Raw genomic sequence first — 26,981 nt, forward strand, 5'->3', positions numbered from 1 at the left:
TAACGGTGGGCTGACGCCGGAAGAGTCAGAGAACAGATACCATTTTTACTGTAAAACCGTGGCCAATATTACTTGACCACTACACTACGCCGCACAGTTCATCCTCCGGCACATCATCAAGCAGCGGACGTAACAGTACGTACGCCATGGCTTCAGGAATGGGCACAACGTGCAGCAGCCCCTGACCAGGCAGCATATCAGAGAGCGCTGTCCAGCCCTGGAATGTCCGAAACACGGAACATTTGGTGGTGTTGTCCACCGTGTACTCTTCAACTTCCGTACGATGTGCCGCATGCCAGGGATCATATTGCGCCAGATTGCCATTAAAGACGTTGGCGAAAACGCGCTGATACGCTGGAAGCAGCCAGCGTTCCAGCGCCCCGGAGTCGGTATGCGCTCCAAGACCTTTGGAGGTCGTTCCGGGCGGACGGCGGCGGATACGGTCAGGGTAGATGACGCTCACATCCGGGTTAAACCATTGCTTTCCATCACTTTCAAATGTCCACAGACGATTGAGAAACGACTGCGCATTCGCCATTTCTTCACTCTGGCGGGCCTGCATTTGCGCCTGCGACCAGTAGATGGGGTAAATCTCGGGACGTGAAGCGCTGAGCGTCCCGAAGAAATTATCGCCGGGGCCTTTGTAGACCTCGTCAAAGCGGTTGCGGTCCAGATAGTCCAGCATCGACTGATCCCAGCCTAGCGCTTGTTCGCGGGGGAAATGGCCTTTTATCACCGCACAACCGCGACGTTTAATCTGTTCGCGCTGCTCTGCAGTAACATGACCTGCTTTGATATCGGCATAAGACAGCACCGGCCAGACGGCATCGCCCTGTGCTTTGAGTGCGTTGATTTCAGCCACTCGCGTGGCAATGTCATCGCTTAGCTGATTAAAGATCTGCTGGACGTCGCCAAGCTGCGCCCGCAGCGCGTGCTTCATCTGACGGATAGCTGCTTTGTGATCGGCAGGCAATGTGTCGCTGGTAAAAGTAGAAGCCATAACCACCTCTCATTAACTTTCATTCGAAACCTTTCTGATTTGCATGTGACAATATAAGTTATAAATAAGTTAATGCAAGTTTAATGATTTGATGTGATGTACAGGATGTAAAAAGAAGGGAAAACCGGAGCGCACGGCTCCGGTAGAGAGGTCAGCTGTTAAAAGGGGATGTGTTATCCAGCACCGCCTGAATCACATTCAGCGCGCCTTCATGATTATTATCATCGGTAGCGTAACGGGCGATTTGTTTAATGTTTTCCGCAGCATTGCCCATCGCAAAGGAATAACGCGCCATTTTCAGCATCTCCGCATCGTTACCGCTGTCGCCAATCGCTACCACATTTTGCGGTGACAGATCCCAGCGTTTCAGTAACCGCGAAATACCGTTTGCTTTATGTAGACCGGGAATAATCAGGTCGATAAAGCCAAAACCACTGGTGACGGGTTTCATAATGCCATCGAGCGCTATGTGCAGTTTGTCGATCACTAACGGGATTTGTTCATCTGGCAGGTTGAGCGAAAACTTGAACAGTACGTCGTCAATCTCCTGATAATCTTTTACAGCTTTCAGGCGATGGTAGTGTTTTGCCATCAGTGCGACAAATGCTTCGGGGGCATTTTCGCTGACATATGCACTTTGCAGACCGCAGGCGACAAAATTGAGTTGCTTATCTTTTAGCAACTCGCCAATAACAATCCGCGATTCATGTCGGGTCAGTTCGCCGTGGAACAGTTGCTTGCCATGTTCGTAAACCAGTGCGCCGTTTTCCGCGACAAAAGAGATCTCATCCTTTAGCTCAGGAAAGAACGAAATAAGCTGGTAATACTGATTACCGCTGGCGACAACGAACTCAATGCCGCGCTTTTTCAGTTCCTGATATTGCGCCATAAAACGTGGTTGGTTGTACGTTTTGGCGTCGTTAAGAAAAGTACCGTCCATGTCTGTGACGATAACTTTTACGCTCATAGGTGTGCTCCTGGCTCGAAAATGAAACCGTAACAGTGTAATAACAATGTGACGCAGAGCACAAATTATATTTCGAATGAAAGTAAGGATGAAATTGATGATGTGAATGATTTAGCCCGGCGACGCCGCAGCCGGGCCGAAGAGATTACAGCATATGTTCAGTACGAGCGATGATATCGTCCTGAGCGTCTGGAGAGAGCGCGGTGAAGAAGGCGGAATAACCCGCGACACGCACTACCAGATCGCGGTACTGATCCGGATGTTTTTTCGCCTCCAGCAGCGTTTCGCGGGAAACGATGTTGTACTGAATATGCCAGCCTTTATGCACCTCGAAGAAGGTGCGCAGCAGGATCATCAGCTTCTGCTTGTCAGATTCGTTCTCCAGCGTTGCCGGATTCAGTTTCTGGTTGAGCAACACGCCGCCGAGAATCGCTGCCGTAGGCAGTTTACCCACCGAGCCAATGACCGCAGTAGGGCCGAGATGGTCAGTACCAGAGGCCGGACTAGCGCCTTCTGCCAGCGGGGTGTGGGCTTTACGCCCGTCCGGCGTTGCCATAGTTTGCGCGCCAAACGGTACGTTAGCGGAGATAGATGACGTACCCGCGTAATAGTTGCCGCCAACCGGACCACGACCGTAGCGCGGATTATGGTACTGTTTCAGTTCGTCGATATAGGTCTGATAAGCGCGAGCCAGCAGCGTATCGACAGTATCATCGTCGTTGCCGTACTTCGGCGCACCGTTAATCAGCCGCTGACGCAGTTGCTCATGAGTCAGGCCATCGAAGTCATCCGCCAGTGCGGCAGCCAGCTGTTGCTGACCAATCGCGCCCTGTTCAAATACCAGTTTCTTCACTGCCGCCAGGCTGTTGCCGAGGTTGGCAATGCCAACCTGCAGGCCAGAAACCCAGTCATATTTCGCGCCGCCTTGCTTGATACTTTTCGCTCGCTCAATACAGTCATCCACCAGCGCCGAGCAGAGAATATCGTGTACGTTCTCTTCCAGCATGGTGTCGACGACATATTCGATTTCGATTGATTTACGCGTGTAATAACGGATTTGCGTATCCCACGCGTCCATTACTTCATCGAAATTGTTAAAGTTGCCTGCCGACAACGCTTTTTCTTGTGGCAGGAACACTTTGCTGCTGGTGGCATCACGCCCGCCTTCCAGCGCCGCCAGCATCACGCGGGCGAAGTTGATAAAGCTCATGCCGGTACAGCGATAGCCCCATTTGCCACCGACGGCGGTTTCGATACAACCAATCGCTGCGTAGTCGTAAGCGTCCTGCGGTTCAATACCGAGTTTAATAAATTCCGGGATCACGATTTCGTCGTTGTTGAACGCCGGCATCCCGAAGCCGCAACGGATCACCTGTACGCAGGCGTCGAGGAAATCATTACTCATTCCTGCATGGTAACGCACGCTGAGGTTAGGCTGAGTGGAACGCAGGCGACCGCAGGATTCGAGGATCGCGTAAGAGAGGGGATTCACTGCATCCATTGGTTGACCATCAACCAGATTTTGTCCGCCAATGGTAACGTTCTGATACAGCGGACTTCCCGCAGAGGTTTTTGAGTGTGAGCCGGAGCGGATCTTGTTCACTTCCAGCAGTTTCAGCCAGCAGCTATGCAGCATCTCGATGGCGTGTTCGCGATCCAGCGTCTGGTTGAGTTCAACGTCGCGGCGATAGTACGGGTAGAGATACTGGTCCATACGACCAAACGATACCGAGTGACCGTTAGATTCGATCTGCAAAATCAATTGGATGAAGTAACACAGTTGCAGCGCCTGCCAGAAAGTCTGCGGCGGCTGGTGGGCGATAAGATCGCAGTTTTCTGCCATCGTCAGCAGTTCATCGCGACGGCTTTCGCGAGTTTCGGTAGCAGCCATTTCACGCGCCAGGGCAGCGAAACGTTCAATGTGTTCACTGACTGCCACCAGCACGATATCAATCGCTTTCAGGAATTGTTCGCCATGTAAATCTTCCAGCACCGTCAGATTGATGCGCGAGCGACGTTCCGCTACTTTCTCACGCAGACCATCAAGACCTTTTTCCAGCAGCAGCGGGAAATTCACCGCCAGGTGCGCATCGCCGGAGGTCATATTGCCTTCCGCTTTAATGATTCCGGTCGCCAGCAGACCTTTTTGCTCATCGGTAAACATGCCGTAGCAGCGATCCTGTACGGTCTGACCGCGCCACCACGGGCACACTTCATGCAGAACGCGTTTGTTCTCTTCGCTCACCGCAAAGCCAGCACCGGGACGATCTGCCAGATCATCAATCTCTTTTTCGATCCACGAGACAGTATATTCCGGGAAGATCGGCGCGGCGCGAACTTCGCTTGCCTGGTTGCCAATGATCAACTCATCGTGTTTGATCCAGATGGTGCGATTCGCCAGGTGATGCGCCAGTGCCAGCGCGCGACGTACCGGGATCGGCTTATCGAGATGTTGTTGATACATCTCGGTATAGTGCTGCGCGCGCTCGGTACAGACTGGCGGTTTCACAATATGCACCAGCGCATTTTTGTGCGCTTTAATGCGGTCGCTGAGCGTGTCCAGTTTCAGTGTGGTCATGGTTGTTATCCTCGTAAGGTCGCGGTTAACCCTTTCTGGCAGGCATACTGCTGGGCAAAGTCGAGCAGTTCTGGCGCATCAAGCGGTTTTTCCGGGGCGTCATAGGGCAGATTAAGTAAGTGATATTTGTTGATGCCCAGCGTGTGGTAGGGCAGAAAATGAATTTCGCCAACGTGCAGCTCGTCGGCGGCAAAATCGGTAATGGCTTTTACAGAGGTTTCGTCGGCATTAAAGCCCTGAATCAGCGGCACGCGGATAATGATTTTTTTGCCCGCTGCGGCGAGTTTTTTCAGGTTATCCAGCACCCTGGCGGCGTTACCGTCGGTCCACTGTTTAAACGGCGCGTCGGCAACGTGTTTTAAATCGGCAAGAAACAGATCGATATAGGGCAGAGAAGGGGCGATATATTTCCACGGCACATGCAGACAGGTTTCTACCGCAGTATGAATGCCGGCCTCGTGGCTGGCTTGCAGTAGCGCCATCGCCATTTCCGGCTGCATAAAGGGTTCACCACCCGAAAGCGTTAAACCGCCGCCGCTGCGATCATAAAACGGTTTATCGCGCAGAACGGTCGTCATGATCTCCTCAACGCTTTTCACTTCACCACACACGGTTAATGCCTGTGTCGGACAGCAGTCGGTTAACGCCGTCAGATGCTCCGGGGTTAACTTTTCCCGATGAATAAGCAAACCATTCAGCGCGCGCTCAATCACTTCCGGCGCGGCCTTAGCGCACAGCTCGCAGCCTTCCAGACACAGTCGTGCGTCATACAGCAGATCCTGCGTGCGGGCGCGGCTTTCCGGGTTCTGACACCAGCGGCAGCCCAGCGAACAGCCTTTAAGAAATACGACCGTGCGGATACCGGGGCCATCATGGGTCGAGTAGCGCTGAATATTGAAAATCATAGTTGCCTCTCTGTTTCGTTCAAACATTAAAATACTTTCGAATGAAAGTTAGATTGATGTGCGTCAACTGTTCAGAGAGTTTTCCCGTGATAGTCTACATTCAGACAAAAAGTACATTTTGAGGATGGTTATGGAACTGTATCTGGATACTTCAGACGTTGTTGCGGTGAAGGCGCTGTCACGTATTTTTCCGCTGGCGGGTGTGACCACTAACCCAAGCATTATCGCCGCGGGTAAAAAACCGCTGGATGTTGTGCTTCCGCAACTTCATGAAGCGATGGGCGGTCAGGGGCGTCTGTTTGCCCAGGTAATGGCTACCACTGCTGAAGGGATGGTGAATGACGCACGTAAATTGCGTTCTATTATTGCGGATATCGTGGTGAAAGTTCCGGTGACCGCCGAGGGGCTGGCAGCTATTAAGATGTTAAAAGCGGAAGGGATTCCAACGCTGGGAACCGCGGTATATGGCGCAGCACAAGGGCTGCTGTCGGCGCTGGCAGGTGCGGAATATGTTGCGCCTTACGTTAATCGTATTGATGCTCAGGGCGGTAGCGGCATTCAGACTGTGACCGACTTACACCAGTTATTGAAAATGCATGCGCCGCAGGCGAAAGTGCTGGCAGCGAGTTTCAAAACCCCGCGTCAGGCGCTGGACTGCTTACTGGCAGGATGTGAATCAATTACGCTGCCACTGGATGTGGCACAACAGATGATTAGCTATCCGGCGGTTGATGCCGCTGTGGCGAAGTTTGAACAGGACTGGCTGGGAGCGTTTGGCAGAACGTCGATTTAACCGGACGTTCTGCATCCTCATAAATTGCTGATGACGTGGCGGAGTGCACCGATGCCTGCCGCGCTTGGAAATCTGTGCCCGAACCGTAGGCCAGATAAGGCGTTCACGCCGCATCTGGCGTCTGGAGCAAATGCCTGATGCGACGCTTGTCGCGTCTTATCAGGCCTGGAGGTGGCAATTACTGCCCGCACACCTCACACCCCGGATTGCGCATCAGTTTCATTTCGCGAAACTGACAGGTCATCGCATCGTACATGACGATTTTCCCGCTGGCCGGTTTGCCATAACCTGCCAGCAGTTTGATCGCTTCCATTGCCTGCAACGAACCAATTACGCCGATCAACGGTGCCATCACGCCTGCTTCTACGCAGGTTAATGCGTTCTCGCCAAACAAACGGCTAAGGCAGCGATAGCACGGTTCGCCGTCCTGATAAGTGAAGACCGTGATTTGCCCTTCCATACGAATTGCCGCGCCGGAAACCAGCGGCACCTTCGCGGCAAAACAGCCTGCGTTCAGTTGATTACGTACCGCAACGTTATCCGTACAGTCGAGCACCAGATCGTGTTCAGCAATCAATGCTGCAAGTTCTGCGTCATCTAGCAGTGCATTGACTGGCGTAATCGCGATATGTGGGTTGATCCGCGTCAGGGCGTAACGGGCGGATTCCACCTTCGGTTGCCCGACCGTGGCATCACTGTGCAGTGTCTGGCGTTGCAGATTCGAGAGCGAAACCGTGTCGAAGTCGAGCAGCGTCAGGTTGCCGACACCGGCGCTTGCCAGATACTGCGAAGCTGCGCAGCCGAGTCCACCGAGGCCGACTACCAGCACACGAGAATCTTTTAGCGCCTCCTGACCGTCAAAATCAAAACCGCGCAGAATGATTTGCCGGTTGTAGCGCAGCATCTCCTGATCGCTGAGTTCCGCCATTACAGGCCTCCGAACAACGCGTTAAACGGTTCTACTTCCACCCATTCGCCCACGTCCACATTGCCGCGATCGCGTTCCAGCACGATAAAGCAGTTGCCGAGACTAAAGGAGCTAAATATATGTGAACCCTGATGTCCGGTGGTCGTCACTTCAAGTTCACCGTCGGCGTTGCGTTGCAGCACGCCGCGCTGGAAATCAAGACGTCCTGGCGTTTTTTTCAGGCGGGACGCTGTGCGTACGCGCTGGCGCGCGGGCAGGCCGCTGGCGGTGTTGCCGCTTAGTTTTGCCAGCAAAGGCTGTACCAGTTGATAGAAGGTCAGCGTCGCTGAAACCGGGTTGCCCGGCAGGCCGCAGAACCAGCTATTAGAAAGTTTACCGAACGCGAACGGTTTACCCGGTTTAATCGCCAGCTTCCAGAAGGCGATCTCCCCCAGCTCTTCAAGAATGGTTTTGGTGTAATCCGCTTCACCCACTGAAACACCGCCGGAACTGATCACCACATCCGCCTGGCTGTCGGCTTCAATAAATGCGGCGCGCAGGGCATGTGGATCGTCGCGGATAATCCCTAAGTTGATTACCTCGCATCCCAACTGTTCTAACATCAGGTGTACGGCGAGACGGTTGGTATCGTAGATTTGGCCATCGCCCAGTGGCTGACCGGGCAACTGGAGTTCATCACCGGTAGAAAAAAGCGCTACACGCACTTTACGAATCACCGGAACTTCGGCAATCCCCAGTGAAGCAATCACTGGCAGTTCAGCGGTAGTCAGGCGAGTTCCCGCCGGGAAAACAACCGCACCTGCAGAGATATCTTCACCGCGACGGCGAATATTTTGCCCGCTACGCACTTCAGCAGTAAAACGCACGCCATTGTCCGTTTGTTCAGTCTGCTCCTGCATCACCACCGCTTCGCAGCCTTCCGGCACCGGCGCACCGGTCATAATACGAATGCAGGTACCCGCAGGCCATTCACCATGGTACGGCTGACCGGCAAAGGATTTACCGGCAACGGGCAGCGGTTGCCTGGAGGCAATATCGGCTAAACGCACCGCGTAGCCGTCCATTGCGGAGTTATCAAACCCCGGAACATCAAGCGGCGAAACGACATCGCTCGCCAGAATACGACCAAAACACTGTACCAGTGGCAGCGTTTCCTGGGCGGTCAGTGGGGTGACGCGAGAAAGCATCTTATTAAGCGCGGTGTCGAGCGACATCAATCCGGTGGTAAATTCCATGAAAACACTCCTGCGGAGGCAAAATCGAATTTGCCTATTATGTCAGAAAAACGCCACAGACTGTATGCCACCTCGGGCGTAGCGCTGGGTCCTGCCTTTACATGCCATATCCATCTTTCTATATTCAAAAATTGAATGAGTAATTCATAAAAATTCTGATATTTATAGCAAAAGTGGCGAGCCACCCTTAATGGATGAATACTATGGGCAAAGCAGTCATTGCAATTCATGGTGGCGCAGGTGCAATTAGCCGCGCGCAGATGAGTCTGCAACAGGAATTACGCTACATTGAGGCGTTGTCTGCCATTGTTGAAACCGGGCAGAAAATGCTGGAAGCGGGCGAAAGTGCGCTGGATGTGGTGACGGAAGCGGTGCGTCTGCTGGAAGAGTGTCCACTGTTTAACGCCGGAATTGGCGCTGTCTTTACGCGTGATGAAACCCATGAACTGGACGCCTGTGTGATGGATGGTAACACCCTGAAAGCCGGTGCGGTGGCGGGCGTTAGTCATCTGCGTAATCCGGTTCTTGCCGCCCGGCTGGTGATGGAGCAAAGCCCGCATGTGATGATGATTGGCGAAGGGGCAGAAAATTTTGCGTTTGCTCGTGGCATGGAGCGCGTCTCGCCGGAGATTTTCTCCACGCCTTTGCGTTATGAACAACTACTGGCAGCGCGCAAGGAAGGGGCAACCGTCCTCGACCATAGCGGTGCGCCACTGGATGAAAAACAGAAAATGGGCACCGTGGGGGCCGTGGCGTTGGATTTAGACGGCAATTTGGCGGCAGCCACGTCCACAGGCGGAATGACCAATAAATTACCCGGACGAGTTGGCGATAGTCCCTTAGTGGGTGCCGGATGCTACGCCAATAACGCCAGTGTGGCGGTTTCTTGTACCGGCACGGGCGAAGTCTTCATCCGCGCGCTGGCGGCATATGACATCGCCGCGTTAATGGATTACGGCGGATTAAGTCTCGCGGAAGCCTGCGAGCGGGTAGTAATGGAAAAACTCCCTGCGCTTGGCGGTAGCGGTGGCTTAATCGCTATCGACCATGAAGGGAATGTCGCGCTACCGTTTAACACCGAAGGAATGTATCGCGCCTGGGGCTACGCAGGCGATACGCCAACCACCGGTATCTACCGTGAAAAAGGGGACACCGTTGCCACACAGTGATGAACTTGATGCCGGTAATGTGCTGGCGGTTGAAAATCTGAATATTGCCTTTATGCAGGACCAGCAGAAAATAGCTGCGGTCCGCAATCTCTCTTTTAGTCTGCAACGCGGTGAGACGCTGGCAATTGTTGGCGAATCCGGCTCCGGTAAGTCAGTGACTGCGTTGGCATTGATGCGCCTGTTGGAACAGGCGGGCGGTTTAGTACAGTGCGATAAAATGCTGTTGCAGCGGCGCAGTCGCGAAGTGATTGAACTTAGCGAGCAGAGCGCTGCACAAATGCGCCATGTTCGCGGTGCGGATATGGCGATGATATTTCAGGAGCCGATGACATCGCTGAACCCGGTATTTACTGTGGGTGAACAGATTGCCGAATCAATTCGTCTGCATCAGAACGCCAGTCGTGAAGAAGCGATGGTCGAGGCGAAGCGGATGCTGGATCAGGTACGCATTCCTGAGGCACAAACCATTCTTTCACGTTATCCGCATCAACTCTCTGGCGGGATGCGCCAGCGAGTGATGATTGCGATGGCGCTGTCATGCCGCCCGGCGGTGCTGATTGCCGATGAGCCAACCACCGCGCTGGATGTCACTATTCAGGCGCAGATCCTGCAATTAATCAAAGTATTGCAAAAAGAGATGTCGATGGGCGTTATCTTTATCACTCACGATATGGGCGTGGTGGCAGAGATTGCCGATCGGGTACTGGTGATGTATCAGGGCGAGGCGGTGGAAACGGGTACCGTCGAACAGATTTTTCATGCACCGCAACATCCTTACACCCGTGCGCTGTTAGCTGCTGTTCCGCAACTTGGTGCGATGAAAGGGTTAGATTATCCCCGACGTTTCCCGTTGATATCGCTTGAACATCCAGCGAAACAGGCCCCCCCCATCGAGCAGAAAACGGTGGTGGATGGCGAACCTGTTTTACGAGTGCGTAATCTTGTCACCCGTTTCCCTTTGCGCAGCGGTTTGTTGAATCGCGTAACGCGGGAAGTGCATGCCGTTGAGAAAGTCAGTTTTGATCTCTGGCCTGGCGAAACGCTATCGCTGGTGGGCGAGTCTGGCAGCGGTAAATCCACTACCGGGCGGGCGTTGCTGCGCCTGGTCGAATCGCAGGGCGGCGAAATTATCTTTAACGGTCAGAGAATCGATACCTTGTCACCCGGCAAACTTCAGGCATTGCGCCGGGATATTCAGTTTATTTTTCAGGACCCTTACGCTTCGCTGGACCCACGTCAGACCATCGGTGATTCGATTATCGAACCGCTGCGTGTACACGGTTTATTGCCAGGTAAAGACGCGGCTGCACGCGTTGCGTGGTTGCTGGAGCGCGTGGGCCTGTTACCTGAACATGCCTGGCGTTACCCGCATGAGTTTTCCGGCGGTCAGCGCCAGCGCATCTGCATTGCTCGCGCGTTGGCATTGAATCCAAAAGTGATCATTGCCGACGAAGCCGTTTCGGCGCTGGATGTTTCTATTCGCGGGCAGATTATCAACTTGTTGCTCGATCTCCAGCGTGATTTCGGCATTGCGTATCTGTTTATCTCCCACGATATGGCCGTGGTAGAGCGGATTAGTCATCGTGTGGCGGTGATGTATCTCGGGCAAATTGTTGAAATTGGTCCACGGCGCGCGGTCTTCGAAAACCCGCAGCATCCTTATACGCGTAAATTACTGGCGGCAGTTCCGGTCGCTGAACCGTCCCGACAACGACCGCAGCGTGTACTGCTGTCGGACGATCTTCCCAGCAATATTCATCTGCGTGGCGAAGAGGTGGCAGCCGTCTCGTTGCAATGCGTCGGGCCGGGGCATTACGTCGCACAACCACAATCAGAATACGCATTCATGCGTAGATAACATTCAGGCGGAGAATAAAATGGCAAGAGCTGTACACCGTAGTGGGTTAGTGGCGCAGGGCATTGCGACAGCGTTGATGGCATCTTGTGCATTCGCTGCCAAAGATGTGGTGGTGGCGGTAGGATCGAATTTCACCACGCTCGATCCGTATGACGCAAATGACACGTTATCTCAGGCCGTAGCGAAATCGTTTTACCAGGGGCTGTTCGGTCTGGATAAAGAGATGAAACTGAAAAACGTGCTGGCGGAGAGTTATACCGTTTCCGATGACGGCATTACTTACATCGTGAAATTGCGGGAAGGAATTAAATTCCAGGATGGCACCGATTTCAACGCAGTGGCGGTAAAAGCGAATCTGGACCGGGCCAGCGATCCGGCGAATCATCTTAAACGCTATAACCTGTATAAGAATATTGCCAAAACGGAGGCGATCGATCCGACAACGGTAAAGATTACCCTCAAACAGCCGTTCTCAGCGTTTATTAATATTCTTGCCCATCCGGCGACCGCGATGATTTCACCGGCAGCGCTGGAAAAATATGGCAAGGAGATTGGTTTTCATCCGGTGGGAACCGGACCGTATGAACTGGATACCTGGAATCAGACCGATTTTGTGAAGGTGAAAAAATTCGCGGGTTACTGGCAGCCAGGATTGCCCAAACTGGACAGCATAACCTGGCGTCCGGTGGCGGATAACAACACCCGCGCGGCAATGCTGCAAACCGGTGAAGCGCAGTTTGCTTTCCCCATTCCCTACGAGCAGGCCACACTGCTGGAGAAAAACAAAAATATCGAGTTGATGGCCAGTCCGTCAATTATGCAGCGTTATATCAGTATGAACGTGACGCAAAAGCCGTTCGATAACCCGAAGGTCCGTGAGGCGCTGAATTACGCCATTAACCGTCCGGCGCTGGTGAAAGTTGCCTTTGCGGGCTATGCAACGCCAGCTACTGGTGTGGTACCGCCAAGTATCGCCTACGCGCAAAGTTATAAACCGTGGCCTTACGATCCAGTGAAAGCGCGCGAATTACTGAAAGAGGCGGGATATCCCAACGGTTTCAGTACCACGCTGTGGTCGTCACATAACCACAGCACCGCGCAGAAAGTGCTGCAATTTACCCAGCAGCAGTTAGCGCAGGTCGGGATTAAAGCCCAGGTGACCGCGATGGATGCCGGACAGCGGGCGGCAGAAGTTGAAGGTAAAGGGCAAAAAGAGAGCGGCGTGCGGATGTTCTACACTGGCTGGTCGGCTTCAACCGGCGAAGCGGACTGGGCGCTATCGCCACTGTTCGCCTCGCAAAACTGGCCACCGACGCTGTTTAATACCGCATTTTACAGCAATAAACAGGTGGACGACTTCCTGGCTCAGGCACTGAAAACTAATGATCCGGCGGAAAAGACCCGCTTGTATAAGGCGGCGCAGGATATCATCTGGCAAGAGTCGCCGTGGATCCCGCTGGTGGTAGAAAAACTGGTGTCGGCACACAGTAAAAACCTGACCGGTTTTTGGATCATGCCAGACACCGGCTTCAGCTTTGAAGACGCGGATTTGCAATAAGCAACGCAGGGAGTGGAATGCTTAATTACGTTATCAAACGATTACTGGGGTTGATTCCGACGCTGTTTATCGTCTCGGTGCTGGTGTTTTTATTTGTGCATATGCTGCCCGGCGATCCGGCGCGATTGATTGCCGGGCCCGAAGCTGATGCGCAGGTTATAGAACTGGTGCGTCAGCAGCTGGGGTTGGATCAGCCGCTGTATCACCAGTTCTGGCACTATATCAGCAATGCTGTGCAGGGGGATTTTGGCCTGTCGATGGTGTCGCGTCGTCCGGTTGCCGATGAGATTGCCAGCCGCTTTATGCCAACGCTGTGGCTGACCATAACCAGTATGGTCTGGGCGGTGATATTTGGTATGGCGGCGGGAATTATCGCCGCCGTCTGGCGTAATCGTTGGCCGGATCGATTGAGTATGACCATTGCGGTGTCGGGGATCTCGTTTCCGGCATTTGCGCTGGGGATGCTTTTAATTCAGGTATTCTCCGTTGAACTGGGCTGGCTGCCTACCGTGGGAGCAGACAGTTGGCAGCACTACATTTTACCCTCCCTGACGCTCGGCGCGGCAGTGGCCGCCGTGATGGCGCGCTTTACCCGTGCGTCATTTGTCGACGTTTTAAGCGAAGATTATATGCGTACCGCGAGGGCGAAAGGGGTGAGCGAAACCTGGGTTGTCCTCAAACACGGGCTACGCAACGCGATGATCCCGGTAGTGACCATGATGGGCTTACAGTTTGGCTTTTTGCTCGGTGGTTCTATCGTGGTGGAGAAAGTTTTCAACTGGCCCGGACTTGGACGCTTACTCGTTGACTCCGTAGAAATGCGCGATTACCCGGTGATTCAGGCGGAAATTCTGCTTTTCTCACTGGAATTTATTCTTATCAACTTAGTGGTGGATGTGCTTTACGCCGCCATTAACCCGGCTATCAGGTACAAGTAAGGATGCGACTATTTAACTGGCGACGTCAGGCGGTGTTAAACGCCATGCCACTGGTCAAACCTGACCAGGTACGTACACCGTGGCATGAATTCTGGCGACGATTTCGCCGTCAGCATATGGCGATGACCGCCGCATTATTCGTTATTTTATTGATTGTGGTGGCCATTTTTGCACGCTGGATCGCTCCCTATGACGCCGAAAATTATTTTGATTATGACAATCTGAATAACGGACCTTCTTTGCAGCACTGGTTTGGCGTCGATTCACTGGGGCGCGACATTTTCAGCCGTGTCCTGGTTGGTGCGCAAATCTCGCTGGCGGCGGGCGTGTTTGCCGTGTTTATCGGTGCGGCGATAGGGACGTTGCTGGGCTTGCTGGCTGGATATTATGAAGGCTGGTGGGATCGGCTGATCATGCGCATTTGCGATGTGCTGTTTGCCTTCCCGGGTATTTTACTGGCGATCGCTGTTGTTGCGGTGTTGGGAAGCGGCATTGCTAACGTGATTATCGCAGTCGCCATTTTTTCCATCCCCGCGTTTGCCCGCCTGGTGCGCGGCAACACGCTGGTGTTGAAACAGCAAACCTTTATTGAGTCAGCACGCAGTATTGGTGCCAGCGATATGACCATTTTATTGCGTCATATCCTGCCTGGGACCGTCTCGTCTATCGTGGTGTTTTTCACCATGCGCATTGGCACCTCGATTATCTCTGCCGCCAGCCTGTCATTTCTCGGCCTCGGTGCGCAGCCGCCGACACCAGAGTGGGGAGCAATGCTCAATGAGGCACGAGCGGATATGGTTATCGCGCCGCATGTCGCTGTTTTTCCGGCCCTGGCTATTTTTCTGACCGTACTGGCGTTCAATTTGTTGGGCGATGGTTTACGCGATGCGCTGGATCCGAAAATTAAAGGATAGTTACGTTTGAATATTGCTTGAAAGGGTAATCACCTCACAGGAAATTATTGCCCTAAGCAAGTGTTGTAACTTTCTGCTGATTTTGTAGAATCGGGTAATTTGGTTAAAAAGCCGCAGCAAGGGACTATTTTTGCAGCGGCACAGCGTTCAGACAGTTATTTTGTTAAATGTATTAACATGCTGAGTTTATACGAAAAGATAAAGATAAGGCTGATAATTTTATTTTTATTGGCAGCACTGTCATTTATTGGCCTTTTTTTCATCATTAACTATCAACTGGTATCGGAACGCGCGGTAAAACGTGCCGATAGCCGCTTTGAACTTATTCAGAAAAACGTTGGCTATTTCTTTAAAGATATTGAACGTTCGGCCCTGACATTAAAGGACTCACTGTATTTATTAAAAAATACAGAGGAGATTCAACGCGCTGTGATCCTGAAAATGGAAATGATGCCATTTTTAGACTCGGTGGGACTGGTACTTGATGATAATAAATATTATCTCTTTTCGCGGAGGGCGAACGATAAAATCGTTGTTTATCATCAGGAACAAGTAAATGGACCGCTTGTCGACGAGTCAGGGCGGGTTATTTTTGCCGATTTTAACCCATCGAAACGACCGTGGTCGGTGGCTTCAGATGACTCTAACAACAGCTGGAATCCGGCATACAATTGCTTTGATCGTCCGGGTAAAAAATGTATCTCTTTTACGCTACGTATCAACGGCAAAGATCACGATTTGTTAGCGGTAGATAAAATTCATGTCGATTTAAACTGGCGGTATCTGAACGAGTATCTTGATCAAATCAGCGCTAATGATGAAGTTCTATTTTTGAAACAAGGTCATGAGATCATTGCCAAGAATCAACTCGCTCGTGAAAAACTGATTATTTATAATAGCGAAGGTAATTATAATATTATTGATTCTGTCGATACGGAGTATATTGCAAAGACATCAGCAGTGCCAAATAATGCATTGTTCGAAATCTATTTTTATTATCCTGGCGGTAATTTATTGAACGCATCAGATAAACTTTTTTATCTACCGTTTGCTTTCATTATTATCGTGTTGCTGGTGGTATATTTCATGACCACTCGTGTGTTCCGTCGGCAATTTTCTGAAATGACCGAGCTGGTTAATACGCTGGCGTTTTTGCCCGACTCAACGGATCAAATCGAGGCTCTGAAAATTCGCGAAGGCGATGCGAAAGAGATTATCAGCATCAAAAATTCGATCGCGGAAATGAAAGATGCCGAAATTGAACGGTCAAATAAATTGCTCTCACTGATCTCTTACGATCAGGAAAGCGGTTTTATTAAAAATATGGCGATTATTGAGTCCAACAATAATCAGTATCTGGCTGTGGGGATCATCAAACTGTGTGGTCTGGAAGCCGTGGAAGCGGTGTTTGGTGTTGATGAACGCAATAAAATCGTCAGGAAATTGTGTCAGCGAATTGCCGAGAAATATGCGCAATGCTGCGATATCGTGACATTCAATGCCGATCTCTATTTACTTCTGTGTCGGGAAAATGTACAGACATTTACCCGTAAAATAGCGATGGTAAACGATTTTGACAGCAGCTTTGGCTACCGCAATCTGCGCATCCATAAGTCTGCCATTTGTGAACCTTTGCAGGGGGAAAACGCCTGGAGTTACGCAGAAAAACTGAAACTGGCGATTTCCAGTATCCGTGACCATATGTTCTCCGAGTTTATTTTTTGTGATGACGCGAAACTCAACGAAATAGAAGAGAATATCTGGATTGCGCGTAATATTCGCCATGCAATGGAAATTGGCGAACTATTCCTCGTCTATCAACCGATCGTTGATATTAACACCCGCGCCATTCTGGGCGCGGAGGCGTTGTGCCGTTGGGTGTCTGCGGAGCGGGGGATCATTTCACCGCTGAAGTTCATTACCATTGCTGAAGATATCGGGTTTATCAATGAGCTGGGTTATCAGATTATTAAAACGGCAATGGGTGAATTTAGACATTTTAGTCAGCGTGCGTCGCTGAAGGATGATTTCTTACTGCATATTAATGTTTCGCCCTGGCAGTTAAACGAACCGCACTTTCATGAGCGTTTTACCACCATCATGAAAGAAAATGGCCTGAAGGCGAACAGCCTCTGTGTTGAGATCACTGAAACCGTGATCGAGCGAATTAATGAACATTTTTATCTCAATATTGAACAACTGCGTAAACAAGGGGTACGGATATCGATTGATGACTTTGGCACCGGTTTGTCAAACCTGAAACGTTTTTATGAAATTAATCCAGATAGCATAAAAGTGGACTCGCAATTTACCGGCGATATTTTCGGTACTGCGGGAAAAATTGTGCGCATTATTTTCGATCTGGCGCGCTATAACAGGATCCCGGTGATTGCGGAAGGCGTAGAGAGCGAAGACGTTGCGCGCGAATTAATCAAATTAGGATGTGTTCAGGCCCAAGGGTATCTGTACCAGAAACCCATGCCATTCTCCGCCTGGGATAAAAGTGGAAAATTAGTAAAAGAGTAGTTTACGTATGTCCAGAATCAATAAGTTCGTACTTACAGTCAGTCTGCTGATTTTTATCATGATTTCAGCAGTTGCCTGCGGGATCTACACTCAAATGGTAAAGGAACGGGTGTATAGCCTGAAACAGTCCGTTATTGATACTGCTTTTGCGGTGGCAAATATTGCTGAATATCGGCGTAGCGTGGCAATTGATCTTATCAATACGCTAAATCCCACGGAGGAACAGCTGTTGGTTGGCTTACGCACAGTTTACGCTGACTCGGTTTCACCCTCTTACTTGTACGATGTCGGTCCTTATCTGATTTCCAGTGACGAATGTATTCAGGTAAAGGAGTTCGAGAAAAATTATTGTGCAGATATTATGCAGGTTGTGAAGTATCGACATGTCAAAAATACAGGGTTTATCTCTTTTGACGGTAAAACCTTCGTCTATTACCTCTATCCGGTAACTCACAATCGTAGTCTGATATTTTTGCTTGGTCTGGAGCGTTTTTCTTTACTGTCAAAATCGCTGGCGATGGACAGCGAGAACCTGATGTTCTCTCTGTTTAAGAACGGTAAACCGGTGACCGGTGATGAATATAATGCTAAAAACGCCATCTTCACCGTTTCGGAAGCGATGGAGCACTTCGCCTATTTGCCGACCGGATTGTACGTATTTGCGTATAAAAAAGATGTTTATTTGCGGGTCTGTACATTGATTATTTTCTTTGCCGCATTGGTGGCGGTGATATCGGGTACCAGTTGCCTCTATCTGGTACGCAGAGTGATTAATCGTGGTATTGTGGAGAAAGAAGCCATCATTAATAACCATTTTGAACGCGTACTGGATGGCGGGCTTTTCTTTTCGGCTGCCGATGTCAAAAAACTCTACAGTATGTATAACTCGGCGTTCCTGGACGACCTGACCAAAGCAATGGGCAGAAAATCCTTTGACGAAGATTTAAAAGCGCTGCCGGAAAAAGGCGGTTATTTGTGCCTGTTTGACGTCGATAAATTCAAAAACATTAACGACACCTTCGGTCATTTGCTGGGCGATGAAGTGTTGATGAAAGTGGTGAAAATCCTTAAATCACAGATCCCGGTAGATAAAGGTAAAATCTACCGCTTCGGCGGTGACGAATTTGCGGTGATTTATACGGGTGGAACGCTGGAAGAGTTGCTATCGATTCTAAAAGAAATCGTTCATTTCCAGGTGGGAAGCATTAATTTAAGTACCAGTATCGGTGTAGCGCATTCAAATGAATGTACCACCGTCGAACGCTTGAAAATGCTGGCGGATGAGCGGCTGTATAAGAGTAAGAAAAACGGCAGGGCTCAGATTAGCTGGCAGTAATCATTATTCGCAGGCCGGACAAATGATTTTGCCCGGCCTGAATTAATTAAACCCGGCTACCCCACAAATCGTACTCATCGGCGTGCTCGACTTTCACACGCAGGATATCACCCGGCTTAACGTTGGTTTCACCATTGAGATAAACCGCGCCGTCGATTTCCGGTGCATCTGCCATGCTGCGACCAATCGCGCCTTCTTCGTCCACTTCGTCGATAATCACCAGAATTTCACGGCCCACTTTCTCTTGCAGGCGCTCGGCGGAAATCTGCTGCTGCAGCTGCATGAAACGGTTCCAGCGTTCTTCTTTAACTTCTTCCGGAACCTGGTCAGGCAGGGCATTGGCGTCTGCACCTTCAACCGGGCTGTATTTAAAGCAGCCAACGCGATCCAGACGCGCTTCTTTCAGGAAGTCGAGTAGCATCTGGAAATCTTCTTCTGTCTCGCCAGGGAAGCCGACAATAAAGGTTGAGCGTAGGGTCAGTTCCGGGCAGATTTCGCGCCACTGTTTGATGCGCGCCAGTTGGCGATCTACAGAACCCGGACGCTTCATCAGTTTGAGAATGCGCGGGCTGGCGTGCTGCAACGGAATGTCCAGATACGGCAGGATTTTGCCTTCTGCCATCAGTGGGATGACGTCGTCCACATGCGGATAAGGGTAAACGTAGTGCAGACGTGTCCAGATCCCCAGTTTCGATAACTGTTCGCACAGGCTGACCATGCTGGTTTTTACCGGCTCGCCGTTGTGGAAGCCAGTACGATGTTTAACATCAACGCCATAGGCGGAAGTATCCTGCGAGATCACCAGAATCTCTTTAACGCCCGCATCTACCAGACGTTTCGCTTCACTTAACACTTCGCCAATCGGACGGCTCACCAGGTCGCCGCGCATAGACGGAATAATGCAGAAGGTGCAGCGGTGATTACAGCCTTCAGAAATTTTCAGATAGGCATAATGACGCGGCGTCAGTTTCACACCTTGTTCTGGCACCAGGCTCAGGAATGGGTTGTGTTTCGGTTTTGGCACGTAGTGATGAACGTGCTCCAGAACCTGCTCATAGCTATGAGGCCCGGTGATTTCCAGCACTTTCGGGTGGACTTCGCGGATCTGATCTTCTTTTGCCCCCAGACAACCGGTCACAATTACCTTGCCGTTTTCATTCAACGCTTCACCAATGGCTTCCAGTGATTCTTGTACCGCGCTGTCAATAAAGCCGCAGGTGTTGACGATCACCATGTCCGCATCGTCATAGCTCGGTACCACGTCATAACCTTCAGTGCGTAGTTCGGTGAGAATACGCTCTGAATCGACAAGGTTTTTCGGACAGCCAAGGGAAACAAAGCCGATTTTCGGCTGGGGAGTTACTTTGCTCATAGCTTAAAAAATATTCAGTTACAGGAAAGGTCAGGGCAGGGATTCTACAGAGTTCTGGATAAAATTTGTATCGCAATCTCATTCGCTGGCGGAGGCGAAGGAAATGTAAATTTTGTTAATTCGGCGTGAAGAATTGATCCTGGACAGCATTTTGCTCAAAAAATAGCCATACTATTTAATTGCAACAAGGCTGGAAAGAGGAGGATCGAAGTATGTTCGTTGACAGACAGCGAATCGATCTGCTGAACCGGTTGATCGACGCACGCGTTGACCTCGCTGCATACGTGCAACTGAGGAAGGCAAAAGGATACATGTCCGTCAGCGAAAGCAATCATCTACGAGATAACTTTTTTAAACTGAATCGCGAACTGCACGATAAATCGCTGCGGTTGAATCTTCATCTGGATCAGGAAGAGTGGAGTGCTCTTCATCATGCTGAAGAAGCATTAGCGACAGCCGCAGTATGTTTGATGAGTGGGCACCATGATTGCCCGACTGTTATTACCGTCAACGCCGATAAGCTTGAAAATTGTCTGATGAGCTTAACGCTGAGTATCCAGAGCCTGCAGAAGCACGCCATGCTTGAGAAGGCCTGAAAACTAAGGGGGAGAAAGCGTCTCCCCCTTCATGTTTAAGTTTTTGTAAAAATGAATTTGTTATCTCCTCCACTGACTACGCTTTAAGCCAGAGTCAATCCGGAGGCGTTATGCATCGACAATCCTTTTTCCTTGTGCCCCTTATTTGTCTTTCTTCCGCTCTCTGGGCGGCTCCTGCAACGGTAAATGTCGAAGTACTGCAAGACAAACTCGACCATCCCTGGGCACTGGCCTTTTTACCCGATAATCACGGTATGTTAATCACTCTGCGCGGCGGCGAGTTGCGTCACTGGCAAGTAGGAAAAGGATTATCTGCGCCGCTTTCCGGAGTTCCGGACGTTTGGGCGCACGGGCAGGGCGGCCTGCTGGACGTGGTTTTAGCGCCTGATTTTGCTCAGTCTCGCCGCATCTGGTTAAGTTATTCCGAAGTTGGCGATGATGGCAAAGCCGGAACTGCTGTGGGTTATGGCCGCTTAAGTGATGATCTCTCAAAAGTGACCGACTTCCGCACCGTCTTCCGCCAGATGCCAAAACTGTCTACCGGCAACCATTTTGGCGGGCGGCTGGTATTCGACGGTAAAGGTTATCTTTTTTTGCTCTGGGCGAAAACAATCAGCGCCCGACGGCGCAGGATCTGGATAAATTACAGGGCAAACTGGTGCGTCTGACCGACCAGGGCGAAATCCCGGATGATAATCCTTTTATAAAGGAATCCGGTGCGCGCGCCGAGATCTGGTCTTATGGCATTCGTAATCCGCAAGGAATGGCGATGAATCCGTGGAGTAATGCACTGTGGCTGAATGAACATGGCCCGCGCGGTGGTGATGAAATTAATATCCCGCAAAAAGGCAAAAACTACGGCTGGCCGCTGGCAACCTGGGGAATCAACTATTCAGGCTTTAAGATACCGGAAGCGAAAGGGGAGATCGTCGCCGGGACCGAGCAACCTGTTTTTTACTGGAAAGATTCGCCCGCTGTGAGCGGCATGGCCTTCTATAACAGCGATAAATTCCCCCAGTGGCAGCAAAAATTATTTATAGGCGCGCTGAAAGATAAAGATGTCATTGTGATGAGCGTCAACGGCGACAAAGTGACAGAAGATGGCCGTATTTTAACGGACAGAGGGCAGCGAATTCGTGATGTTCGCACTGGACCCGACGGTTATTTATACGTTCTCACCGACGAGTCCAGTGGGGAATTACTTAAAGTTAGCCCACGCAATTAGCTAACGGGAATCATCACCACTTTGCGCACTGCGGGGCGTTCAGTGAGTTGCTGATACCAGCGTTGCAGATTTGGACGCGGTGTCCAGGTCAGGCCAACGTTAAACAAATTGTAGATGAACGGTGCGATAGCGATATCGCCCACACCAAACTCGTCGCCAGAGAACCATTTTACTTTTGCCAGTTCCGCATCGAGCAGGGCAAACAGGGCGTCGCACTCTTTGCAACTGGCATCAATGGCGGCCTGATCGCGCTCTTCGGGTGGTGTTCTGACTAATCCCATCAGGATCCCGCGATGAGCATTACTGAGTGTCTGGTTTGCCCAGTCCATCCATTTTTCCGCTTCCGCACGACGTGCCGGTGAGTCGATCCACAGGCTTTTTTGCCCGTACTGTGCCGCCAGATAGCGGACAATGGCGTTTGATTCCCAAAGAATGAGATCACTTTCGTCGTCACGCAACAACGGCACCAGCCCGTTAGGGTTCATCGCCAGAAAATCAGCATCGTGATTTATCCCAAACTCACGGCCCGCGAGAATTTGCTCATAAGGTAGTTCCAGTTCTTCGAGCGTCAGCAATACTTTTTTTACGTTAGTTGAATTATTCCGACCCCACAGCGTAATCATACTCACCCCTTTTCCGACAGGCAGCCACAGGCTGAACAGGACTCCGATGGTGAAGTAAAGTTAACTTTTAAGCAACAGCTGGCAAAAAAATGACACCAGAAGCAGCGAAGCGGCAGGATATTGCATAAACTTTAAAAACTTTACCAACTTACGGTTTCTTTAAGTTTGTGTGTGCGTTATTAATCACCGAACTTATCATACGGCGATTTAACGTATTTTTTTTGAATGGATACTCGGGTGGCATTTATGACGCAATACTCCTCTCTCCTTCGTGGTCTTGCAGCGGGTTCTGCATTTTTATTCCTTTTTGCCCCAACGGCATTCGCGGCGGAACAAACCGTTGAAGCGCCGAGCGTGGATGCGCGTGCATGGATTTTAATGGATTACGCCAGCGGTAAAGTGCTGGCAGAAGGCAACGCGGATGAGAAACTGGATCCCGCGAGCCTGACTAAAATCATGACCAGCTATGTGGTTGGGCAGGCGCTTAAGGCCGATAAGATTAAACTCACCGATATGGTGACGGTCGGTAAAGATGCCTGGGCGACGGGAAATCCGGCACTGCGTGGTTCATCGGTAATGTTCCTCAAACCGGGCGATCAGGTTTCGGTGGCAGACTTGAACAAAGGTGTGATTATCCAGTCCGGTAATGACGCCTGTATTGCGCTGGCCGATTACGTTGCCGGGAGCCAGGAGTCATTTATTGGTTTGATGAATGGTTATGCCAAAAAACTGGGTCTGACCAACACTACCTTCCAGACGGTGCACGGTCTGGATGCGCCGGGGCAGTTCAGTACCGCGCGCGATATGGCATTGCTGGGTAAAGCATTGATCCACGATGTGCCGGAAGAGTACGCCATTCATAAAGAGAAAGAGTTCACCTTCAACAAAATTCGTCAGCCTAACCGTAACCGTCTGCTGTGGAGCAGCAATCTGAATGTTGATGGCATGAAGACAGGAACCACGGCAGGCGCGGGATATAATCTGGTTGCTTCGGCTACCCAGGGCGATATGCGTTTAATCTCCGTAGTGCTGGGGGCGAAAACTGACCGTATCCGTTTTAATGAGTCTGAGAAATTATTGACCTGGGGTTTCCGCTTCTTTGAAACCGTGACGCCAATTAAACCTGATGCCACCTTTGTGACTCAGCGCGTCTGGTTTGGTGATAAGAGCGAAGTGAATCTTGGGGCAGGTGAAGCGGGCTCAGTGACCATACCGCGTGGGCAGCTGAAAAACCTGAAGGCGAGCTACACGTTAACGGAACCGCAGCTTACCGCACCGCTGAAAAAAGGTCAGGTTGTCGGGACCATTGATTTCCAGCTTAACGGTAAATCCATTGAGCAGCGTCCGCTGATCGTGATGGAAAATGTGGAAGAGGGCGGATTCTTTGGTCGGATGTGGGATTTCGTGATGATGAAATTCCATCAGTGGTTCGGCAGCTGGTTCTCTTAATCTTCTGATAACCGGATGGCGCGAAACGTCATCCGGTTATACGTCATTAATACATCAACTTAATACGGTGCGTCTGCGCGTACTTCACATACTCATCTTCCGGGCAACAATCACTCACCACAATATCAAAGCGTTTCAGGTCACCCATGCGCGCCGGACGCACCTTGCCAAATTTACTGTGGTCGACAACCAGCACATGCTTTTGCGCCATCGACATGGCCCAGTGTTTTACCGGCAACTCTTCAAGATTAAAACAGGTAGCGCCTTTACTGACATGCACGCCCGCCGCGGAATAAAAAGCGATATCCGGGCAAAAATTATTCAACGTTTGCTGAAAATCGATGGGTTTGAAAATGGCGTTGCTGGCGTGAAATTCACCACCGCACAGAAATGCGCGGCAATGGGGTTTCTCTTTCAGCGCCAGAAAGGTATTTAGCGAATAACAAACGGCGGTAAAAGGGATTTCATTATCAATCGCTTCAATAATCCACGGCGTGGTGGTGCCACAGTCAAAAAAGAGAGTCTGATCGGGTTCTACCAGTGTCGCAGCCATTTTTGCCGCCCGGCGTTTTTCTTCCACCAGGCGGGATTTTTGATCGCTTAACAGGTAATGGCTGGCACTGCGCGGTTCCAGAACAATATAGCCGCCGAGCAAAACGACGGGCGCACTGTGGTTGTTCAGATCGCGACGAATCGTCATCTCCGAAACCCCAAGCAGGGCGGCGGCGTCTTTAAGATGTAACTTATCGCTGCGTTTTAATTCTTGCAGCAGCTGCCCGATACGCTCTTCGCGACGTGTTTCCATAATCCCTCTGAATAGTTATTGAAGCGAGCCGCTCAATACTACACTTTTTAGCAGAGATCAGTCACGCACCCAGCCTTTGCGGATCGGTAATGCAAAACAGAAGCGATACCACGATTGCAGACGTTGATAGAGTTTATGCCCCATCGCTTGCCAGATAATCTGAGCGCTAAGGCAGCCAATCATACCTGCCAGCAATCCACCGAGCATATCCAGCGGCCAGTGCACGCCAAGATAAACGCGCGACCAGGCAATGACGACGGCCAGCACCATTAAAAGTGAGCCGGACCACAGGCGATGCCAGCATAAAAATGCCAGTGCAAAGGTGAAAATCACCGTACCGTGGTCGCTTGGGAATGAGTCATCCGCCGCATGATGCAGGAAGTTATAGCCGATATTTTCGACAAAGGGTCGGTCGTGCGGAAAAAGATGTCCCATCGTCCAGGACACAAACAGGCTGACCGCCAGCGCGATAGCGATTTTTATCACCAGTTGCCGTTGTGCTGTAAGCCCCCACAACCAAAGCACCGCGGCCAGCAGCGGTACCACGGTAATCAAATCTTTAGCAATAAAAATCGCCAACGAGATCATCCACGGAGCCGAGTCTGGCGTCGCGTTAATAAGAGAGAATAGAGAGAGATTCAAATTTTCCAGCATAACTTCCCGACGCAAAGTGATTAAAAGGGAGCCAATACAGGCAAGTCGTTGAGAATAAAGTGCAGGTTAAACTGGGTAAAGCGGCATCGTCTTATTTCCCTCAAGCGGCCTGTTTACGGTGGGTAATTGTAACGGGCATAGGTTAAATAAAACTTAAAGAAAGCGTAGCTATACTCGCAATAATGTAAGAATGTGCTTAACCGTGGTTTCAGCTACAAAATTCGCTTTCTCGTTAGCTGTGCTTTTATTAAACTCTGCGCGATTATTATTGGCGAAGAAATTGCATGCAAAATAAATTAGCTTCCGGTGCCAGGCTTGGACGTCAGGCGTTACTTTTCCCTCTCTGTCTGGTGCTTTACGAATTTTCAACCTATATCGGCAACGATATGATTCAACCCGGTATGTTGGCCGTGGTGGAACAATATCAGGCGGGCATTGATTGGGTTCCTACTTCAATGACCGCATATCTGGCGGGCGGGATGTTTTTACAATGGCTCCTGGGGCCGCTGTCGGATCGTATTGGTCGCCGTCCGGTGATGCTGGCGGGGGTGGTGTGGTTTATCATCACCTGTCTGGCAATATTACTGGCGCAAAACATTGAACAATTCACTCTGTTGCGCTTCTTGCAGGGCATAAGCCTCTGTTTCATTGGCGCTGTGGGATACGCCGCAATTCAGGAATCCTTCGAAGAGGCGGTTTGTATCAAGATCACCGCGCTGATGGCGAACGTGGCGCTGATTGCTCCGCTACTTGGTCCGCTGGTGGGCGCGGCGTGGATCCATGTGCTGCCCTGGGAAGGGATGTTTGTCTTGTTTGCCGCATTGGCAGCGATCTCCTTTTTCGGTCTGCAACAAGCCATGCCTGAAACCGCCACGCGTATAGGCGAGAAACTGTCACTGAAAGAACTCGGTCGTGACTATAAGCTGGTGCTGAAGAACGGCCGCTTTGTGGCGGGGGCGCTGGCGCTGGGATTCGTTAGCCTGCCATTGCTGGCGTGGATCGCCCAGTCGCCGATTATCATCATTACCGGCGAGCAGTTGAGCAGCTATGAATATGGCTTGCTGCAAGTGCCTATTTTCGGGGCGTTAATTGCGGGTAACTTGCTGTTAGCGCGTCTGACCTCGCGCCGCACCGTACGTTCGCTGATTATTATGGGCGGCTGGCCGATTATTATTGGTCTGTTGGTCGCTGCTGCGGCAACGGTTATCTCATCGCACGCGTATTTATGGATGACCGCCGGGTTAAGTATTTATGCTTTCGGCATTGGTCTGGCGAATGCGGGACTGGTGCGATTAACCCTGTTTGCCAGCGATATGAGTAAAGGTACGGTTTCTGCGGCGATGGGAATGCTGCAAATGCTGATCTTTACCGTCGGTATTGAAATCAGCAAACATGCCTGGCTGAACGGGGGCAACGGACTGTTTAATCTCTTCAACCTTGTCAACGGAATTTTGTGGCTGTCGCTGATGGTTATCTTTTTAAAAGATAAACAGATGGGAAATTCTCACGAAGGGTAAAAAAATGCCTGATTGCTTTGTGCGATCAGGCATTC

Annotated in this window: 20 protein-coding genes and 2 pseudogenes; 12 read left to right on the forward strand and 10 right to left on the reverse strand. The window is 50.9% G+C overall.

Annotation, left to right across the window (positions count from 1 at the left end; translation table 11 throughout):
• Positions 1-85 precede the first annotated feature (85 nt).
• From FTE26_RS04965 to FTE26_RS04980, 4 genes and pseudogenes are all read right to left on the reverse strand, one after another.
• A pseudogene (locus tag FTE26_RS04965) lies at positions 86-1,000 on the reverse strand (YbiU family protein); the annotation flags it as partial.
• Positions 1,001-1,151: 151 nt separating this feature from the next.
• Positions 1,152-1,967 carry a sugar-phosphatase YbiV gene (gene ybiV, locus FTE26_RS04970; protein WP_000114244.1) on the reverse strand — a complete coding sequence of 272 codons (816 nt, stop codon included), beginning with the start codon at positions 1,965-1,967 and terminating at the stop codon, positions 1,152-1,154.
• A 145-nt stretch (positions 1,968-2,112) separates the two neighbouring features.
• Positions 2,113-4,545, reverse strand: coding sequence for a glycyl radical protein (locus tag FTE26_RS04975; protein ID WP_000209365.1), 2,433 nt, complete (start codon positions 4,543-4,545; stop codon positions 2,113-2,115).
• Between the two features lie 5 nt (positions 4,546-4,550).
• Positions 4,551-5,450, reverse strand: a complete 900-nt coding sequence (locus tag FTE26_RS04980) for a glycyl-radical enzyme activating protein (RefSeq protein ID WP_001295295.1) — start codon at positions 5,448-5,450, stop codon at positions 4,551-4,553.
• A gap of 130 nt (positions 5,451-5,580) precedes the next feature.
• Here FTE26_RS04980 and fsa point away from each other — a divergent pair, with 130 nt between their 5' ends.
• Positions 5,581-6,243 carry a fructose-6-phosphate aldolase gene (fsa, locus tag FTE26_RS04985; protein ID WP_001297004.1) on the forward strand — a complete coding sequence of 221 codons (663 nt, stop codon included), beginning with the start codon at positions 5,581-5,583 and terminating at the stop codon, positions 6,241-6,243.
• Between the two features lie 178 nt (positions 6,244-6,421).
• Here fsa and moeB read toward each other — a convergent pair whose 3' ends face one another.
• Together moeB and moeA are read right to left on the reverse strand one after the other, a co-directional pair.
• A complete protein-coding gene (gene moeB / locus FTE26_RS04990; protein WP_000829261.1) occupies positions 6,422-7,171 on the reverse strand; it encodes a molybdopterin-synthase adenylyltransferase MoeB in 750 nt (249 codons plus the stop codon).
• On the reverse strand, positions 7,171-8,406 hold the full coding sequence (gene moeA, locus FTE26_RS04995; RefSeq protein WP_000397406.1) for a molybdopterin molybdotransferase MoeA: 1,236 nt from the start codon (positions 8,404-8,406) through the stop codon (positions 7,171-7,173). The genes moeB and moeA overlap by 1 nt, the downstream gene beginning before the upstream one ends.
• 203 nt (positions 8,407-8,609) lie before the next feature.
• Between moeA and iaaA the strand changes: the two genes are divergently transcribed.
• The 7 genes from iaaA to FTE26_RS05030 all read left to right on the forward strand — a co-directional run bounded on the left by iaaA (position 8,610) and on the right by FTE26_RS05030 (position 18,705).
• The gene (gene iaaA, locus FTE26_RS05000; protein WP_000513775.1) at positions 8,610-9,575 is read left to right on the forward strand and encodes a beta-aspartyl-peptidase; all 966 of its coding nucleotides are present in this window, start codon (positions 8,610-8,612) and stop codon (positions 9,573-9,575) included.
• Entirely contained in the window at positions 9,562-11,433 is a 1,872-nt protein-coding gene (gene gsiA, locus FTE26_RS05005) for a glutathione ABC transporter ATP-binding protein GsiA (RefSeq protein WP_001296993.1), read from the forward strand. The genes iaaA and gsiA overlap by 14 nt, the downstream gene beginning before the upstream one ends.
• Positions 11,434-11,452: 19 nt before the next feature.
• Positions 11,453-12,991: a glutathione ABC transporter substrate-binding protein GsiB gene (gene gsiB / locus FTE26_RS05010; RefSeq protein ID WP_000090190.1), complete on the forward strand. Its 1,539-nt coding sequence runs from the start codon at positions 11,453-11,455 to the stop codon at positions 12,989-12,991.
• A 17-nt stretch (positions 12,992-13,008) separates the two neighbouring features.
• Entirely contained in the window at positions 13,009-13,929 is a 921-nt protein-coding gene (gene gsiC / locus FTE26_RS05015; protein WP_000936043.1) for a glutathione ABC transporter permease GsiC, read from the forward strand.
• A gap of 2 nt (positions 13,930-13,931) precedes the next feature.
• A complete protein-coding gene (gene gsiD / locus FTE26_RS05020; RefSeq protein ID WP_001236044.1) occupies positions 13,932-14,843 on the forward strand; it encodes a glutathione ABC transporter permease GsiD in 912 nt (303 codons plus the stop codon).
• Between the two features lie 177 nt (positions 14,844-15,020).
• Positions 15,021-17,369: a sensor domain-containing phosphodiesterase gene (locus tag FTE26_RS05025; RefSeq protein ID WP_001307078.1), complete on the forward strand. Its 2,349-nt coding sequence runs from the start codon at positions 15,021-15,023 to the stop codon at positions 17,367-17,369.
• A gap of 7 nt (positions 17,370-17,376) precedes the next feature.
• Entirely contained in the window at positions 17,377-18,705 is a 1,329-nt protein-coding gene (locus tag FTE26_RS05030) for a GGDEF domain-containing protein (RefSeq protein ID WP_000086924.1), read from the forward strand.
• 46 nt (positions 18,706-18,751) lie between these two features.
• Here FTE26_RS05030 and rimO read toward each other — a convergent pair whose 3' ends face one another.
• Positions 18,752-20,077 (reverse strand): 30S ribosomal protein S12 methylthiotransferase RimO, encoded by a 1,326-nt coding sequence (gene rimO / locus FTE26_RS05035; RefSeq protein ID WP_000049367.1) that lies wholly within the window; start codon positions 20,075-20,077, stop codon positions 18,752-18,754.
• A 212-nt stretch (positions 20,078-20,289) separates the two neighbouring features.
• Between rimO and bssR the strand changes: the two genes are divergently transcribed.
• Positions 20,290-20,673: a biofilm formation regulator BssR gene (gene bssR / locus FTE26_RS05040; protein ID WP_000497137.1), complete on the forward strand. Its 384-nt coding sequence runs from the start codon at positions 20,290-20,292 to the stop codon at positions 20,671-20,673.
• A 110-nt stretch (positions 20,674-20,783) separates the two neighbouring features.
• Positions 20,784-21,898, forward strand: a pseudogene (gene yliI / locus FTE26_RS05045) (aldose sugar dehydrogenase YliI).
• On the opposite strand, the gene gstB reads toward yliI, so the two are convergent.
• Positions 21,895-22,521 carry a glutathione S-transferase GstB gene (gstB, locus tag FTE26_RS05050; protein ID WP_001297002.1) on the reverse strand — a complete coding sequence of 209 codons (627 nt, stop codon included), beginning with the start codon at positions 22,519-22,521 and terminating at the stop codon, positions 21,895-21,897. The pseudogene yliI and the gene gstB sit on opposite strands and share 4 nt — an antisense overlap.
• 246 nt (positions 22,522-22,767) lie before the next feature.
• Here gstB and dacC point away from each other — a divergent pair, with 246 nt between their 5' ends.
• Positions 22,768-23,970: a serine-type D-Ala-D-Ala carboxypeptidase gene (gene dacC / locus FTE26_RS05055; protein ID WP_000195961.1), complete on the forward strand. Its 1,203-nt coding sequence runs from the start codon at positions 22,768-22,770 to the stop codon at positions 23,968-23,970.
• A gap of 46 nt (positions 23,971-24,016) precedes the next feature.
• On the opposite strand, the gene deoR is transcribed toward dacC, so the two are convergent.
• Both deoR and ybjG read right to left on the reverse strand, forming a co-directional pair.
• Positions 24,017-24,775: a DNA-binding transcriptional repressor DeoR gene (deoR, locus tag FTE26_RS05060; protein ID WP_000450133.1), complete on the reverse strand. Its 759-nt coding sequence runs from the start codon at positions 24,773-24,775 to the stop codon at positions 24,017-24,019.
• 57 nt (positions 24,776-24,832) lie between these two features.
• Positions 24,833-25,429, reverse strand: a complete 597-nt coding sequence (ybjG, locus tag FTE26_RS05065; RefSeq protein WP_000892317.1) for an undecaprenyl-diphosphate phosphatase — start codon at positions 25,427-25,429, stop codon at positions 24,833-24,835.
• Positions 25,430-25,713: 284 nt separating this feature from the next.
• Here ybjG and mdfA point away from each other — a divergent pair, with 284 nt between their 5' ends.
• Positions 25,714-26,946 carry a multidrug efflux MFS transporter MdfA gene (gene mdfA, locus FTE26_RS05070; RefSeq protein ID WP_001180076.1) on the forward strand — a complete coding sequence of 411 codons (1,233 nt, stop codon included), beginning with the start codon at positions 25,714-25,716 and terminating at the stop codon, positions 26,944-26,946.
• Positions 26,947-26,981: the final 35 nt, after the last annotated feature.

Origin of the sequence: Escherichia sp. S10b (assembly GCF_028421345.1) — a bacterium.
Lineage (GTDB): Bacteria > Pseudomonadota > Gammaproteobacteria > Enterobacterales > Enterobacteriaceae > ECMA0423.